This window comes from Kitasatospora sp. NPDC029367 (assembly GCF_055569135.1).
Genome location: NZ_JBVHYH010000091.1, coordinates 20,023 through 35,070 on the forward strand (window position 1 = coordinate 20,023; position 15,048 = coordinate 35,070).

Below are 15,048 nucleotides of genomic sequence, written 5' to 3' on the forward strand. Positions count from 1 at the left end.
TCAGTTCTCCCGCCAGACGGCGATCCGCCAGCGGGCGATCCAGCCGGCGACCAGGCCGAGGAAGAGGCCGGCCAGGGTGAGGGTGAGCAGCAGGATCCAGCCGCGGCCGAGGCCCATCGCGGCGCCCTCGGGGGCGGGCGAGGCGGAGGCGAGGTCCACGGTGAGCTCCAGCGGCATGCCGGGGTCGGCCTGGACGCCGGCCTGCGGGGCCAGCGAGTTGCTGACCACCAGGCAGACGGTGGTGTCCGGCCTGTCCTTGGCGGAGGTGGTCGGGCCGGCGGTGACGTAGCCCTTGGAGTCGTCGGTGGACCAGCGCAGGCCGGTGGAGATCACGTCGGTGCGGGCGCTGCCGGCGTCGGTGCCGCGGACCAGTTCCTGGCCGGTGGCGCTGGTGGCCTGGAGCAGGACGCCGTAGTCCCGGGCCACCGCGCGGTCGAGGCCCACGCTGACTGAGGCGCGCAGCTCCTGGCCGGACTTGACCGGGACCTTGTAGACGCGGTGCTCGGAGAACTTCTCCCGGTCGCTGTAGACGCCGGGGGTGAGCACCGGGGCGCTCTCGCACTTGTCGGTGCCGGCGGTCTTGGACGGGGTCACCGTGTAGGTGTCGTTGGAGCGGTCGACCAGCTGCTTCACCTTGTCGGTGAGCTGCTGCGGGGTGCGGACGTCGGTGTAGGTGCCGCCGGTGGCGTTGGCGATGCAGAGCAGCTGCTGGCGGGTCTTCTCGTCGTGCGCCAGGCCGAGGGTGTCGACCACCAGGTGGATGCCCTGGGAGGCGAGTTCGCGGGCGACGTCGCACGGGTCGGGCGGGGTGCAGGTGTCCTCGCCGTCGGTGATCAGGACGATCCGGCGGGTGGCGTCGCCCTTGCCGAGGTCCTGGGCCGCGCCGCGCAGGGCGAGGCCCATCGGGGTCCAGCCGGTGGGGCGCAGGGTGGCGACCGCGGTCTTGGCCTCGACCTTGTTGGTCTTCCCGACCGGGAAGAGCTGCTTGGTGTCCTGGCAGCCGGTGTTCTTGTCGTTGCCGGGGTAGGTGGCGCCGAGGGTGCGGATGCCGAACTCGGTCTCCGCGGGCAGGGCGTCGATCACCTCGTTCAGCGAGTTCTGGGCCACCGAGATGCGGCTCTTGCCCTGGATGTCGGCGGTGTTCATGGAGCCGCTGACGTCCAGGATCAGGTCGACCTTGGGGGCCTCCTTCGGTGCGGGGGAGGCGCCGGCTGAGGGTTCGTCGGCGTGGGCGGGCAGGCCGAGGAGCAGCGAGGCGCCCGTTATCGCCAGGGCGGCCAGCAGGCTGCCGAGCCTGGTCTTCGGTCGTCGTCCGGTATTCACCCGGCCGATCCTAGGGATCATCAGTTCGTCAAGGCCAAACGGGACCGGACGGTGCACCCCGCCCGCCCCGGTGTGAACTCCGGCGCGCGGGGAGGGGTTTGCCGGGCGCGGAGCTGACGGCGGCCTTACCCGTGCCGGATAGCCTGCGGGGGAGGGGACGGAGGCGGGGTGCGGATGGAGCTGACCGCGGTCGGCAAGCGGTACGGGCGGGGCGGGCGGTGGATCCTGCGGGACGTCGGACTGGCCGTCGGGCCGGGGGAGTTGGTGCGGATCGCCGGGGCGAACGGGAGCGGCAAGTCGACCCTGCTGCGGCTGGTGGCCGGGATCGAGCGGCCGAGCACCGGCCGGGTGGAGCGGCCCGGGGCGGCGGCGTACGTGCCGGAGCGCTTCCCGCCGGCGTTGCCGTTCGACGCCGCTTCGTACCTGCTGCGGGCGGGCCGGGTGCACGGGCTGTCGGCGGGGGAGGCGCGGCGGCGGTCGGGGGAGTGGCTGGACCGGTTCGGCATCGCGGACCGGGCGGGCACCCCGTTGAGCCGGTTGTCCAAGGGCACCTGTCAGAAGGTGGCGGTGGTGCAGGCGCTGATCGCCGAGGCCCGGGTGCTGCTGTTGGACGAGGCCTGGACCGGGCTGGACCCGCAGGCGCGGGCGGTGCTGGACGACGCGGCCGCCGAGCGGGCGGCGGCGGGCGGCACGGTGCTGTTCGTGGACCACGACCCGGCCCGGCTGGCCGGGCGGACCAGTGCCGCCTACCGGGTGGGCGCGGACGGCGGGCTGCGGCCGGCCGAGGAGGCGGCGCCGGTGGTGGACGGCGGCCCGGTGGTGGAGGTCGAGGTGGACCTCCCGGACGGCGCCCCGCTGCCGGAGCGGCTGCCCGGAGCGCCGGTGGTGACCGCGCTGGGTGGCACGGCGGTGCGGCTGGAGGTGCCGGCCGGGCACTCGGACGCCCTGCTGCGCGGGCTGCTGCTGGGCCGTCCGGGGCTGCGGGTGCTGGCGGTGCGCCGGCGGGGGGAGGGGCGATGAGGCAGGTCGGGGCGCTGACCCGGTACCACCTGGAGCTGCTGGTGCGCTCGCACGCCTGGCTGCCGCCGTTCCTGGCGTTCGCGCTGGTGCTGGTGGTCGGGGTGACGCCGGGTGATCCGCTGCTGGGCGGGCTCGGGTTCGGGGCGGGGCTGCTGGTGCCGGTGAGCGCCTGGTACGTGCGCGGCGTGCTGACCGCCGAGCCGCCGGCCTCGCGGGCCTGCCTGGTCGCGGTGGCGGGCCCGGTGCGGGTGCACCTGGGGGCGCTGCTGGCGGCGTTGACGGCGGGGCTGGTGCTGGCGGTGGGCGAGGTGGCGGCGGTGTGGTGGGCGGGCGGCGCGGTGGCCGACCCGGGGGCGGGGCGGGAGCCGGGCGTCGGCCGGGCGCTGCTGGCCGGGCTGGCGGCCTCGGTGGTCTGCGTGCTGCTGGGGACGCTGGCCGGGGTGCTGGGCAACCGCCCGGTGCTGGTCCGCTCGCCGTACGGGATCCTGGTGGCGCTGGGGCTGGCTGCGGCGGTGCTGGTGCTGCCGGGTTCGCCGGCCAACGCGGCGGTGCGCGGGGTGGTGACGGCGGCCCGGACCGGGCAGGTGGCCGTGCCCTGGGGTGAACTGCTGTGCTCCGTCGTGTTGTTGGCCGCGGTCGGGGCGGGGGCGGCGGTGCTGGCCGGGCGGCGGCCGGAGTGAGCTGCGGCGGGCGCGATAGCGGCGAAGGCGGACACACCGTGGCGAAGAGCCGATAAATATGGATAGCGCTCGTTAGGGTGACGAACCGGGGCACCGGTGTCCGGACCCGGTCGGCCCCTTCGACTCCCGCCTCCCCCAGGACGGTCCGTGGCGACACCCTCCGCCGTGACGAGATCCGCGGCCCGGCCGGTTCGGCCGGTGCGGCCCCGGCGCACCACCGAGCTGGTGCTGGTGCTGGCCGCCGTCCTGACCGCCGTGTTCGGCTACGTCGAGGTCGGGGTGAACCTCGACGGCGAGGCGCCCGCCGACGCCGCCCAGTACGGGGCGGCGCTGGGCGTGCTCGCCCTGGTGGCGCACGGCGCGGTCCGCCGGCGGGCCCGGTACGCGGACCCGCTGCTGCTGCCGATCGCGGTGCTGCTGAACGGGATCGGCCTGGTGGTGATCTACCGCCTGGACCGGGCCACCCCCGGCCGGGAGGCCGCCTCCGCCCAGCTGCTCTGGTCGGCCCTGGGGGTGGGGCTGTTCACCGCCGTGCTGCTGCTGGTGCGCGACCACCGGCGGCTGCGCCGCTACGCCCATGTCGGGGCGCTGCTGGCACTGGTCCTGCTGGTGCTGCCGATCCTCTTCCCGCCGGTGTACGGCTCGCGGATCTGGATCGTGCTCGGGCCGCTCTCCTTCCAGCCGGGGGAGTTCGCCAAGGTCCTGCTGGCGGTGTTCTTCGCCGCCTACCTGGCGGTGCACCGGGACGCGCTGGCGCTCACCGGCCGCCGGGTCTGGCGCTGGCAGCTGCCGCGCGGGCGGGTGCTCGGGCCGGTGCTGCTGATCTGGGCGGCCTTCGTCGGGGTGCTGGTGCTGGAGACCGACCTCGGGACGGCCCTGCTGTACTTCGGGCTGTTCGTGGTGATGCTCTACGTGGCCACCGCGCGCACCGGCTGGATCGCGATCGGGCTGGTCCTGGCGGCGGTCGGCGCGGTGACGGTGGGCTGGCTGTCGCCGCACGTGCACAGCCGGGTGGTGGACTGGCTGGACCCGCTGGGATCGATCGCGGCGGGCCGGGGCGCCAACCAGATCGCCCAGTCGCTGTTCGCCTTCGCCTGGGGCGGCGAGCTGGGCACCGGGCTGGGCGAGGGGCACTCGGTGCTGATCGGCTTCGCCGCCAAGTCGGACTTCATCCTCGCCACCATCGGCGAGGAGCTCGGGCTGACCGGGCTGATCGCGGTGTTCCTGCTGTACGCGGTGCTGGTCTCGCGCGGCTTCAAGGCCGGCATCGCGCTGCGCGACCCGTTCGGGCGGCTGCTGGCGATCGGGCTGGCCGCGATCGTCGGCCTCCAGGTGTTCGTGGTGGCGGGCGGGGTGCTGGCGCTGATCCCGCTGACCGGGATGACGATGCCGTTCATCGCCCAGGGGGGTTCGTCGGTGGTGACCAACTGGATCATCGTGGCGCTGCTGGTGCGGATGAGCGACGACGCCCGGCGGCCGGTGCCGGTGCCCGTATCGGTGCCGGTGCCCGTGCCCGGGGTGGTGTCCGGGCCCGGAGCGGCGTCCGGGCCCGGGCCGGAGGTGCGGTGATGGTCGGCCCCGGGCCGCGGGGCAACGGACCGCAGGGGCTGCCCGGGATCTCGGTCACCGGTCGCCGGGCGGCCACCTTCTGCCTGCTGCTGGTCGTGGCGCTGTGCGTGCAGGCCACCCGGGTGCAGGTGTTCGAGGCCCGGGACCTCGACCGCAACAGCGCCAACCAGCGGCTGGTCATCGAGCGCTACGCCCAGCCGCGCGGGGACATCCTGGTCGGCGGGCAGCCGGTGACCGGCTCCGGGCCGACCGGCGGCCGGTACGCCTACAAGCGCACCTACACCGACGGAACGACGTACGCCGCCGTCACCGGTTTCGCCTCCCAGGCGTACGGCAACAGCCAGCTGGAGGGCACCGAGGACGGCCTGCTGAACGGCACCGACGGCCGGCTGACCGGCTGGTCGCTCCGGGACACGCTCACCCGCCGGCGCAGCCCCGGCGGGAACGTCCTCACCACGATCGACCGGGCCGCCCAGCAGGCCGCGGTGCGCGGGCTCGGCGACCAGAAGGGCGCGGTGGTCGCGATCGAGCCGGCCACCGGGCGGATCCTGGCGCTGGCCAGCACCCCCTCCTACGACCCGGGTGACTTCGCCGGCTCGGCGGGCACCGACCAGACGGCCTGGAACCGCCTGCAGACCGACCCCGACCGGCCGATGCTCAACCGGGCGCTGCGCCAGACCTACCCGCCGGGCTCGACCTTCAAGGTGGTCACCGCCGCCGCGGCGCTGGCGGCCGGGGTGGTGACCGACCCGGACGCGCCGACCGACGCGCCCTTCCCGTACGTGCTGCCGGGGACGACCACACCGCTGGTGAACGACAGCGCGGCCTGCGACCGGCCCGGGCTGTCGCTGGACGCGGCGATGACCGCCAGCTGCAACAGCGTGCTGGGCCACCTGGGGGTGCGGACCGGGCTGGAGAAGCTGGTGGCGACGGCCGAGGGCTTCGGCTTCAACGACCCGAGGCTGGACGTGCCGGTGCGCGCGGCCCGGTCCAACGTCGACACCGCGATGGACCCGGCGCAGCTGGCGCTCTCCTCGATCGGGCAGTTCGACACCGCGGCCACCCCGCTGGTGATGGCGATGGTCGCGGCCGGGGTCGCCAACGACGGGACGGTGATGCGGCCGCGGCTGGTGGACCGGCTGACCAGGAGCGACGGCACCGAGGTCGAGGTGCGCGGGCCGGCCGTGTACCGGCAGGCGCTGACCCCGGCGGTGGCCGGGCAGCTGCGGAAGCTGATGACGGACGTGGTGGAGAACGGTACGGGCGGCAACGCCCGGATCCCCGGGGCGGTGGTCGGCGGTAAGACCGGTACCGCCCAGCACGGGGTGGACAACAGCGGGACGCCGTACGCCTGGTTCATCTCCTGGGCCAGGCCGGCCGCTTCGGCCGCCGTGCCGCCGGTCGCGGTCGCGGTGGTGGTGGCGGACAGTGACGCCACGGACGTCACGGGTGGCGCGCTGGCGGCCCCGATCGCCCGCTCGGTGATGCGGGCGGTGCTCGACCGCTGACCCGGACGGGGGCGCTGACCTGGCCTTTTAATCGATGTCCGGAAGATCCGCCGCGTGCGAAGTGTCCGGTTTGTGAGCTCTGATGCGCCGATTCGTACAATGCGCCGATCAGTATTGTTTGTTTGCGACACTGGTGTCTTTGCCGGGTACTGTCCCATGTTTGTTCGGTTGGTCCCGACGGCACCCCCCAGTGCCCAGAGTGACCGGCCACTAGGACACCCTCCCCCGCCTAGAAGGACAGCAGTTTTGGCCAGCAACACCCTCGGTGCGCGTCTGCTGCGCCGCAAGCCCGTCTCGACCCTGATCGCCGAGAGCGAGGGCCACGGCCTTCCGGCCGGCGCACCCGAGGAAGGCGGCCGCTCCGGCATCCACCTGCGCCGCTCGATCGGGCTCTGGCAGCTGTCCGCGATCGGCATCGGCGCGACCATCGGCACCGGCATCTTCTTCGTGCTCCGGGATGCGGTCCCGGCGGCCGGGCCGGCCGTCATCCTGTCCTTCGTGGTCGCCGCGGTCACCGCCGGGCTCACCGCGCTCTGCTACGCCGAGATGGCCTCCGCGATCCCGGTCTCCGGCTCCTCGTACTCCTACGCCTACGCCACCCTCGGCGAGGGCGTCGCCTTCGGCGTGGGCATCTGCCTGCTGATGGAGTACGGCGTCTCGGCCTCGGCGATCGCGGTCAGCTGGGCCGAGTACCTGAACAAGTTCCTCGACCTGGCCTTCGGGTTCAGGATCCCCGAGCAGCTCTCCGGCGCCCCCGGCGGCGGGCACTGGTTCAACCTGCCGGCGCTGCTGCTGGTTGCCATGGTCTGCTTCCTGCTGGTCCGCGGCGTCAGCGAGTCGGCGAAGGTCAACGCGGCCATGGTCGGGATCAAGATCCTCATCCTGGTGCTGTTCGTCGGCGTCGCGCTGACCGGCTTCCACTCCGGCAACCTGACCCCGTTCCTGCCGCTCGGCATCGGCGGCGTGCAGACGGCCGCCTCCAGCATCTTCTTCTCCTTCATCGGCCTGGACGCCGTGTCCACCGCCGGTGAGGAGGTCAAGAACCCGCGCCGCACCCTGCCGCTGGCGATCATCATCTCGCTGGTCGTGGTGACCCTGATCTACATCCTGGTCGCCCTGGCCGGCATCGGTGCCCAGCCGTGGACCAAGTTCGACGGCCAGGAGGCCGGGCTCGCCCAGATCATGCAGGACATCACCGGCCAGGGCTGGCCCGCGATGATCTTCGCGGTCGGCGCGATCATCTCGATCTTCAGCGTCACCCTCGTGGTGATCTACGGGCAGACCCGCATCCTGTACTCGATGGGCCGCGACGGCATGCTGCCCAAGCGCTTCGCCCAGCTCTCCCCGCGCACCGGCACCCCGGTCTGGAACACCCTGGTGGTCGGTGTCGGCGTGGGCGCGCTGGCCGCGTTCATCCCGCTGAACGTCCTGGCCGACATCACCAGCCTGGGCACCCTGATCGCCTTCTCGGTGGTCTCGATCGGCGTGATCGTGCTGCGCCGCACCCAGCCCGACCTGCCGCGCGGCTTCAAGGTCCCCGGTTACCCGGTCGTCCCGCTGCTCAGCGTCGGCTTCTGCGTCTACCTGATCACCGGCCTGCACGCCGACACCTTCCGGGCCGGGGCGATCGCCCTCGCCGTCGCCGTGGTCGTCTACTTCGGCTACAGCGTCAAGCACTCCCGGCTGGAGCGCGCCGAGCGGCCGGCCGTCCCGAGCGAGGCCGGCACCGGCTGACCAGGGCGTCGGCCGGTGGGCCGTTATCCAATCGTGAAGGGCCGCCGCGTGGTACGACACCCGGCGGCCCTACGCGCGTAGCGTGCCGATCCGAGCCCGCGGCGGTGGCGACAGGGCCCGGTTCGCCGCCATAACCTTCCACCATGGTGAGCACCCGCACGCCCGGCTTCTCCCGCCCGCGCGGCCGCTTCACCGGCCGCGCCAGAACGCCGGCCCCGACCATCGACGCCGAACCGCCGGCCAGACCCGGACGGCCGCCGGCGGGCTTCACGAGCCGCCCGTTCCCCCGTCAGCGTGGTGAGAGCACCTTCCCGCCCACGCCCGTTCGGTGGAATCCCGCCCGGCTCGCCTCGCTGCGCTGGGTGCAACTGCTCGGCTGTCTGATCGCGGCCGGCTGGGCCGCGGCCTTCCCGCTCGTCTCCGACCTGGCCAACCAGCGGCTGTGGGGCCTCGTCGCGGCCCCCGCCTACGTGGTGGCCGGACTGCTCTGCCTCACCCTGCCGCGCCGCTTCGCGGCCGAGGCCGCCGCCGTGGTCGCCCTGCTCGGGGCCGTGCTGGCGCCGCTCGGGCTGCTCGCGGTGACCGGCCGCCACCAGTCCGAGGTGATGGTGGTCGAACGCTCGGCCCACCTGATGCTCACCACCGGTGACGTCTACCTCCCGCACCCGGTGGTGGTCACCGACTACAACCCCTACCTCCCGGCGATGTCCCTGTTCGGGCTGCCGCGCCAGCTGCTCGGCAGCTCCACCGCCTTCGCCCGGGTCGCCGGGGACGCCCGGATCTGGTTCGCCCTCACCTTCGTGGTCTGCCTGCTGGCCGCCTGGCGGCTGCTCCGGCCCACCCGCGACCGGGCGCCGCTGCTGCCGCTGGCCGTCCTCACCGCCTCGCCGCTGATAGCGCTGGCCCTGGTGGTCGGCGGCGTCGACCTGCCGCTGATCGGGGTCTGCTGCCTGGCCATGGCGCTCGCCGAGCGGGACCGCACCGTCGCCGCCGGGCTGGTGCTCGCCCTCGCCTGCAGCCTCAAGTGGACCGCCTGGCCCGCCCTGCCGGTGGCCGTCCTGCTGCTGTGGCGGCTGTACGGTCGGCGGCCCGCCGCCCGGACCGCGCTGATCGGGGCCGGGGTGAGCGCGGCGGTGCTGCTGCCGTCCGTCCTGGCCCAGCCGCAGGCGCTGCGCGACCAGGTGGTGCGCTTCCCGCTCGGGATGACCGCGATCCGCACCCCCGCGGGCAGTCCGCTGCCCGGCAAGGTGCTGGCCGGCTTCGGGCCGACCGGGCACAGCGTCTCACTGGCGCTGATGACCCTCGCCCTGGTCGGGGTGGCGATCTGGCTGGTGGCCCGGCCGCCGGTCTCCGCGATCGCCGCCGCCGACCTGCTGGCCGCCGGGCTGGCGATTGCCTTCACGCTCGCCCCGGCCGGGCGGTTCGGGTACCTGGCGCTGCCCGCCGTCCTGGTGATCTGGCCCCGGCTGGCGGCCCGGCGCTGGAGCAGCCGGCGCCCGGTGCCGCCCAGGCCCGCGCCGGAGGCGCCGGCGCCCGCCCTGCCGAGGAGCTGAGCGGGGCCCGGACGCACGGGAGCCCGCCACGTCGTCCGTGGCGGGCTCCGCGCGTACCGGCCTCAGGCGGTCACTTGTTGCCGGACTTGAGCAGCGAGGCCACGGCCGGGCCGGCCGCGTCCACGCCGTGGCCGCCGCCCTGGACCTCGGCGGCCACCGCGAGGTTGCCGCGGAAGGCGGTGAACCAGCTGTTGGTGGTGGACGCGCCCTGGACCTCGGCGGAGCCGGTCTTGGCCCCCGCGTTGTCGGTGATCCCGGCCATCACCTGGCTGGCCGTGCCGCTGACGGCGGTGGCGTTCATCATCGCGCGCAGCTTGGCGGCGACGTCCGGCGAGATCTGCCGGGCCGCCTGCTGCTGGGGCAGGCCGGCGACCAGGATCGGCTGCTTGAACGCGCCGCTCTGGACGGTCGCCGTGATCGAGGCGATCGCCAGCGGGTTCATCTGGACCTTGCCCTGGCCGATGTAGTTCATCGCCTGCTCGTCCTTGCTGCCCGGGGTCGCCGGGATCTTGCCGTCGGCGTTCGGCAGGCCGGTCTTCCACTCCAGGCCGATGCCGTACACGTCCTTGGCGGTGCCGGACAGCGTCTCGGGCTTGAGGCTGGTCAGGCCCTGGTTGATGAAGGCGGTGTTGCAGGACACCATGAAGTCCTTCTGGAGCGTGTAGTCCGGGAAGGCGCCGGGGAAGTCGTTCGGGATCGCCACCGGGTTGCTGCTCTTCTCCGGGCAGGCCACGTTGCTGTCCGGGGTGAGCCCGGCCTCCAGCAGGGCCGTCGAGGTGACGATCTTCATCGTCGAACCGGGGGCGAGCAGGCCGGTGAAGGCCCGGTTCTGGCCGGTGGCCGGGGCGTTGGCGAAGGCCAGCACCTGGCCGGTGCTGGGCTCGACGGCCACGATGGAGCCCTGCTTGCCGCCCAGGTCGGTCATCGCCTTCTCGGCGGCGGCCTGGAGGGTGTTGTCGATGGTCACCTTGAACGGCTTGCCGGGCTTGGGCTCGACGATGGTGAACAGCTTGTCCGCGGCGGTCTTGCCGGCCGGGTCGGTGATCACCACGGCGCTGCCCGCGTCCTGGTCCTTGTTCGGGTCCGGCGGCAGCAGCTTGCGGGCGTTGTCCTGGAGGGTGGCCATCAGCGCCGGGGTGAGCGAGGCGCCCTGCAGCGCCTTGCCGTTGCGGTCCACCACGGTGGACGGCGGGGCGAAGACCTGCTGGGTGGCGATGGTCTCGTTGCCGGACAGGTGCGGGTGGATCACCGAGGGCGCCCAGTGCACGGCCGGGGTGTTGTCGCTCATCTTCACGACGCCGAGGAAGCCGTTGTAGTCCCAGACCCGGCTGGTGCCGGCGAACTCGGCGCGGGCCTTGAAGCCCATCAGCACGCCGGTCGGCCCGGAGGCGGTGGCGGACGGCGATTCGGTGGCGCCCGCGCTGGCGCCCGCGGACGGGGTCGCCGAGGCCGCGCCGGTCGGCTTGGCCGGGGTCGGGGTGCCGGTCGCCGAGGCGAAGGCCTGCGGGGTGGCCGGGCCGGCCGGGGTCAGGGTCAGCGCGCTCGGCTTCACCTGGTCCTTGAAGGCCGTCAGCGCCGTGGTGGCCGCGGCCGGGTCGTCGGTCAGCGAGGCCGCCTTGGCGATGTCGCCGGAGGCCCAGGCCGCCAGGAAGTCCTTCGCACCGTTCGCCGCCTGGTCGGCCGTGGGCGGCTCGGCGACCACCGTGCGGGGCTTCTTGTCGCCGGACGCGGAGTCCGACCCGCCCATCAGGCTGTAGGCCCCGTAGCCACCGCCGGCGAGGACGGCGATGGACACGCCGGTGATGATGCCGATCTTCGCGCCACTGCGCATGGTGCAAATCCCCCAGGGGTCTCGCGGCCGGGCGCAACCGGCGGGGCCGGAAACGCGGTACTCCCCCCACCCTAGGCAGGGCGGATCGGTGGGCCGACGGAACCCCGGGGACTTGTGACGGATCTGGTACGTGTCGTGGACCGGGTACGGACGGTTCGGGGGGAGGGTGTGCGCGCGCTCCCCGCAGGCTTCCCCCGCTGGTCGCGGGGGGTCTCAGATCCAGCTGTTGAACCACATCCGGGCACGCCAGTCGCTCAGCGGGATGGTCTGCCCGGTGAACAGCGGATAGAAGTACAGGAAGTTCCAGATGATCAGCAGCACCAGCAGCCCGGCCGCGGCCGAGCCGATGATCCGGCGGTCCCGGGAGGCGCCGGCCGGCCCGATCAGCGCGCCGATCAGCATCGTCACGGCGAGCACCAGGAACGGGACGAAGACCACCGCGTAGAAGAGGAAGATCGTCCGCTGCTGGTAGAGGAACCACGGCAGGTAGCCGGCGGCCAGGCCGCACAGCAGCGCGCCGGCCCGCCAGTCCCGGCGGAAGGCCCACAGCCACAGGCAGTAGACCAGCGCCAGCAGGGCCGTCCACCAGAGCAGCGGGGTGCCGATGCCCAGCACCTCGCGGGCGCAGTCGGCGACGGTGCAGCCGTTCTGGCCGAGCTTGGGGGACTCGTAGTAGAAGGACACCGGGCGGCCCAGCACCAGCCAGGACCACGGGTTCGACTGGTAGGTGTGCGGGTCGGTCAGGTGGGTGTGGAACTCGTAGACCGTCGAGTGGTAGTGCCACAGGGCCCGCAGGCCCTCGGGTATCCACGGGTAGTCGGTGGAGCGGCCGACCGCCCAGTCCCGGCCCCAGCCGCCCTGGCCGGGCGCGTTGCTGCTGGCGAACCAGCCCCACCAGGACGCCACGTAGACCGCCACCGAGACCACGACGACCGACACGAACGCCGGCACCACGTCCCGGGCCAGCACCGCCAGGTACGGGCGCGGGGCGCCGGCCAGCCGGCGGGCGCCGACGTCCCACAGCACGGTCATCAGGCCGAACGCGGCCGCGACGTACAGGCCGCTCCACTTGGTGGCGCAGGTCAGGCCGACGCAGACGCCGGCCGCGATCCGGTACGGGCGCCAGCCCAGGTTGAGCCGCTGGGCGAGCAGCGCGTCCTCGACCCCGCCGAGCCTCGCCGCGAGCCGGGCCCGGGTGCGGTCCCGGTCCAGGACCAGGAAGCCGAAGGCGGCGAGGATCCAGAACATCACCACCAGGTCGAGCAGGGCGGTCCGGCTGAGCACCAGGTGCAGGCCGTCCACCGAGAGCAGCAGGCCGGCCACGCAGCCCAGCAGGGTGGAGCGGAACATCCGGCGGGCGATCCGGGCCAGCATCAGCACCGACAGGGTGCCGAGCAGGGCCACCGCGAACCGCCAGCCGAAGGGGTTCATGCCGAACAACTGCTCGCCCGCGCCGATGATCCACTTGCCCACCGGCGGGTGCACCACGTACGACGGCGTCGGGCGGTACGGCACGGCCGCGCCCGGCGTCATGATCGTCGTGTTGGCGTCCTCCGGCCAGTTGATCTCGTAGCCGCCGTGCCAGAGCGCGTAGGCGTCCTTGGCGTAGTACGTCTCGTCGAAGATGATCGCGTGCGGCTGGCCGAGGCCGGTGAACCGCAGCAGCCCGGCGAACACCGCGACCGCGACCGGGCCCAGCCAGCCGGACCAGCGGCACAGGAAGTACCAGAGGCCCTGCGGCAGCCGCAGGCCCAGCCGCAGCAGCAGCGGGGACTGCGCGACGTCGGGCCGGGTCACCCCGGGGCCGTCCGGCATCGGCGGGACGAGCCGCTCGGTGAGCGTGCCGCTCGGGCGGGCCCGGTAGCCGAAGGCGGCCAGGCGCTCCCGCCAGCCCGTGGGGGCCCAGGGGGACTCCGGTGGGCGGGGCGACTCCGGTGAGCGGGAGGACTCCGGTGGGCGGGGGGACGGCAGGTCGGCACCGCCCCGTGCGGAGTGGTCCTTCACCGTGGGCGTCTGCGCCGCCGTGTCGCCGTTCATCCGCCACATCGTAGGGGCGGTCCTCGTACGTGTGACCGGTCCCTCGGAAGCTGACCGAATCGTCACCAAACGCCCCGGCGGCCCGGAGCTGCGAGGATGGGGCCCGTGACAGGAGTACTCGTTCTCGCAGGCACACCCATCGGCGACGTCTCGGACGCCCCGCCCCGGCTGCTCACCGAGCTGGCCACGGCGGACGTCATCGCGGCCGAGGACACCCGGCGGCTGCGCCGGCTCACCCAGGCGCTCGGGGTGACCCCGGCCGGGCGGGTCGTCTCCTACTTCGAGGGCAACGAGGTCGGCCGCACCCCCGAACTGGTCGAGGCGCTGCTCGGCGGCGCCCGGGTGCTGCTGGTCACCGACGCCGGGATGCCGTCCGTCTCCGACCCCGGCTACCGGCTGGTGGCCGCCGCCGTCGAGGCCGACGTCAAGGTCACCGCCGTCCCCGGGCCGTCCGCGGTGCTCACCGCGCTCGCGCTGTCCGGCCTGCCGGTCGACCGCTTCACCTTCGAGGGCTTCCTGCCGCGCAAGGCCGGCGACCGGGCCCGCCAGCTGGCCACGGTCGCCGCCGAACCGCGCACCATGGTCTTCTTCGAGGCGCCGCACCGGATCGCCGAGGCGCTGGCCGCGATGGCGGAGGCCTTCGGGCCGCAGCGCCCGGCCGCCGTCTGCCGCGAGCTCACCAAGACCTACGAGGAGGTCAAGCGCGGGCCGATCGGCGAACTGGCGGCCTGGGCCGCGGACGGCGTCAAGGGCGAGATCACCGTCGTGGTCGCGGGCGCCCCGCCGGCCGCGCCGCAGGAGCTGACCCCGGCCGAGCTGGCCCGGCTGGTGGCCGTCCGGGAGGAGGCCGGGGAGCGGCGCAAGGAGGCCATCGCGGCGGTCGCGGTCGAACTGTCCGTGCCCAAGCGGGAGGTCTTCGACGCGGTCGTCGCGGCGAAGAAGGAAGGCCTGGACGGGGCTTTGAAAAAGGGGTGAATTCCGGGGGTTGCGTGGCGGGCGGGGAGTCGTACCTTGGAGTGAAGGCCCGGCTAAACGCCCGCTGCGATGAAGGTTCGACCCCGGATTCCGGTTCCCGACGCGCCCTTTGTATAGGGCTCGCCAACCCGCATCCAAGTCTTCACAAGAAAGGCGTCAGCCAGGGCGGTACGGGCATTTCCTTGAACGGAAAGACCCAGCCGGGCGAGCGCCCGACGGGCACTGGGAGTTGGCTATGAGCGACACGATCGGTAGCCCCCGCAGTGGCAACGCGCTGAACGCCCCCGGCCTGGCGGGGCGGGCGCACACTCCCGTCGAGACCGTGCGGGAGGCCTACTCCTTCGCCTGCCTGCGCTGCGGGTACGGCTGGGAGCAGGCGTACGACATCGAGCACCACGTCGCCCGGGACGGCCACATCGTGTTCGAGTACCACGCCAACGGTGTCCGGGTGCCGTCCCCGCTGCTCAAGCCGACCTGCCCGGGCTGCGGTGGGCACACCGTCCGGATCATGCGCGAGGGTCGGGTGGCCAGCGCCGACCAGCCCCTGAGGCACGCCCCCGGCTACCCGGCGCACGCCGAGCCGGCCCGGCCGGCCCCGGCCACCCGGCCCGCCGAGCCGCAGGGGCGCTGGGCCCGGTTCTGGTCGCGGCTCCTGGGCTGACGGGGCGGACGGGTCCGGTTCCGGCTCCTGGGGCGACCGGGCCGACGGGTCCGGGGGAGCGCGGGCGGGGGGGGGGGGGGGGGGGGGGGGGGGGGGGGGGGGGGGGGGGGGGGGGGGGGGGGGGGGGGGGGGGGGGGGGGGGGGGGGGGGGGGGGGG

General features: G+C 74.0%; 11 protein-coding genes. 8 read left to right on the top strand and 3 right to left on the bottom strand.

Annotated features, from left to right (window positions below; all coding sequences use genetic code 11):
• Positions 1 to 1,323, bottom strand: a complete 1,323-nt coding sequence (locus tag ACZ4W5_RS33645; RefSeq protein WP_465658833.1) for a VWA domain-containing protein — start codon at positions 1,321 to 1,323, stop codon at positions 1 to 3.
• 174 nt (positions 1,324 to 1,497) lie between these two features.
• On the opposite strand from ACZ4W5_RS33645, the gene ACZ4W5_RS33650 reads away from it, so the two are divergent.
• The 6 genes from ACZ4W5_RS33650 to ACZ4W5_RS33675 all read left to right on the top strand — a co-directional run bounded on the left by ACZ4W5_RS33650 (position 1,498) and on the right by ACZ4W5_RS33675 (position 9,387).
• Positions 1,498 to 2,343, top strand: coding sequence for an ABC transporter ATP-binding protein (locus ACZ4W5_RS33650; protein ID WP_465658835.1), 846 nt, complete (start codon positions 1,498 to 1,500; stop codon positions 2,341 to 2,343).
• Entirely contained in the window at positions 2,340 to 3,023 is a 684-nt protein-coding gene (locus tag ACZ4W5_RS33655; RefSeq protein WP_465658836.1) for an ABC transporter, read from the top strand. The genes ACZ4W5_RS33650 and ACZ4W5_RS33655 overlap by 4 nt, the downstream gene beginning before the upstream one ends.
• A 165-nt stretch (positions 3,024 to 3,188) precedes the next feature.
• Positions 3,189 to 4,592: an FtsW/RodA/SpoVE family cell cycle protein gene (locus tag ACZ4W5_RS33660; RefSeq protein ID WP_465658837.1), complete on the top strand. Its 1,404-nt coding sequence runs from the start codon at positions 3,189 to 3,191 to the stop codon at positions 4,590 to 4,592.
• A complete protein-coding gene (locus ACZ4W5_RS33665) occupies positions 4,592 to 6,100 on the top strand; it encodes a penicillin-binding transpeptidase domain-containing protein (RefSeq protein WP_465658839.1) in 1,509 nt (502 codons plus the stop codon). The genes ACZ4W5_RS33660 and ACZ4W5_RS33665 overlap by 1 nt, the downstream gene beginning before the upstream one ends.
• A gap of 156 nt (positions 6,101 to 6,256) precedes the next feature.
• Positions 6,257 to 7,834, top strand: coding sequence for an APC family permease (locus tag ACZ4W5_RS33670; protein ID WP_465658841.1), 1,578 nt, complete (start codon positions 6,257 to 6,259; stop codon positions 7,832 to 7,834).
• A 143-nt stretch (positions 7,835 to 7,977) separates the two neighbouring features.
• Positions 7,978 to 9,387: a glycosyltransferase 87 family protein gene (locus ACZ4W5_RS33675; RefSeq protein ID WP_402486927.1), complete on the top strand. Its 1,410-nt coding sequence runs from the start codon at positions 7,978 to 7,980 to the stop codon at positions 9,385 to 9,387.
• A gap of 70 nt (positions 9,388 to 9,457) precedes the next feature.
• Here ACZ4W5_RS33675 and ACZ4W5_RS33680 read toward each other — a convergent pair whose 3' ends face one another.
• Both ACZ4W5_RS33680 and ACZ4W5_RS33685 read right to left on the bottom strand, forming a co-directional pair.
• A complete protein-coding gene (locus ACZ4W5_RS33680) occupies positions 9,458 to 11,218 on the bottom strand; it encodes a penicillin-binding transpeptidase domain-containing protein (RefSeq protein ID WP_360231216.1) in 1,761 nt (586 codons plus the stop codon).
• Positions 11,219 to 11,431: 213 nt separating this feature from the next.
• Positions 11,432 to 13,255 (bottom strand): dolichyl-phosphate-mannose--protein mannosyltransferase, encoded by a 1,824-nt coding sequence (locus ACZ4W5_RS33685; protein WP_360231213.1) that lies wholly within the window; start codon positions 13,253 to 13,255, stop codon positions 11,432 to 11,434.
• Between the two features lie 105 nt (positions 13,256 to 13,360).
• Between ACZ4W5_RS33685 and rsmI the strand changes: the two genes are divergently transcribed.
• Positions 13,361 to 14,230, top strand: a complete 870-nt coding sequence (gene rsmI, locus ACZ4W5_RS33690; protein WP_360231210.1) for a 16S rRNA (cytidine(1402)-2'-O)-methyltransferase — start codon at positions 13,361 to 13,363, stop codon at positions 14,228 to 14,230.
• A gap of 235 nt (positions 14,231 to 14,465) precedes the next feature.
• Complete coding sequence (locus ACZ4W5_RS33695; protein WP_360231207.1) at positions 14,466 to 14,891, top strand: hypothetical protein; 426 nt, start codon at positions 14,466 to 14,468, stop codon at positions 14,889 to 14,891.
• Positions 14,892 to 15,048: the final 157 nt, after the last annotated feature.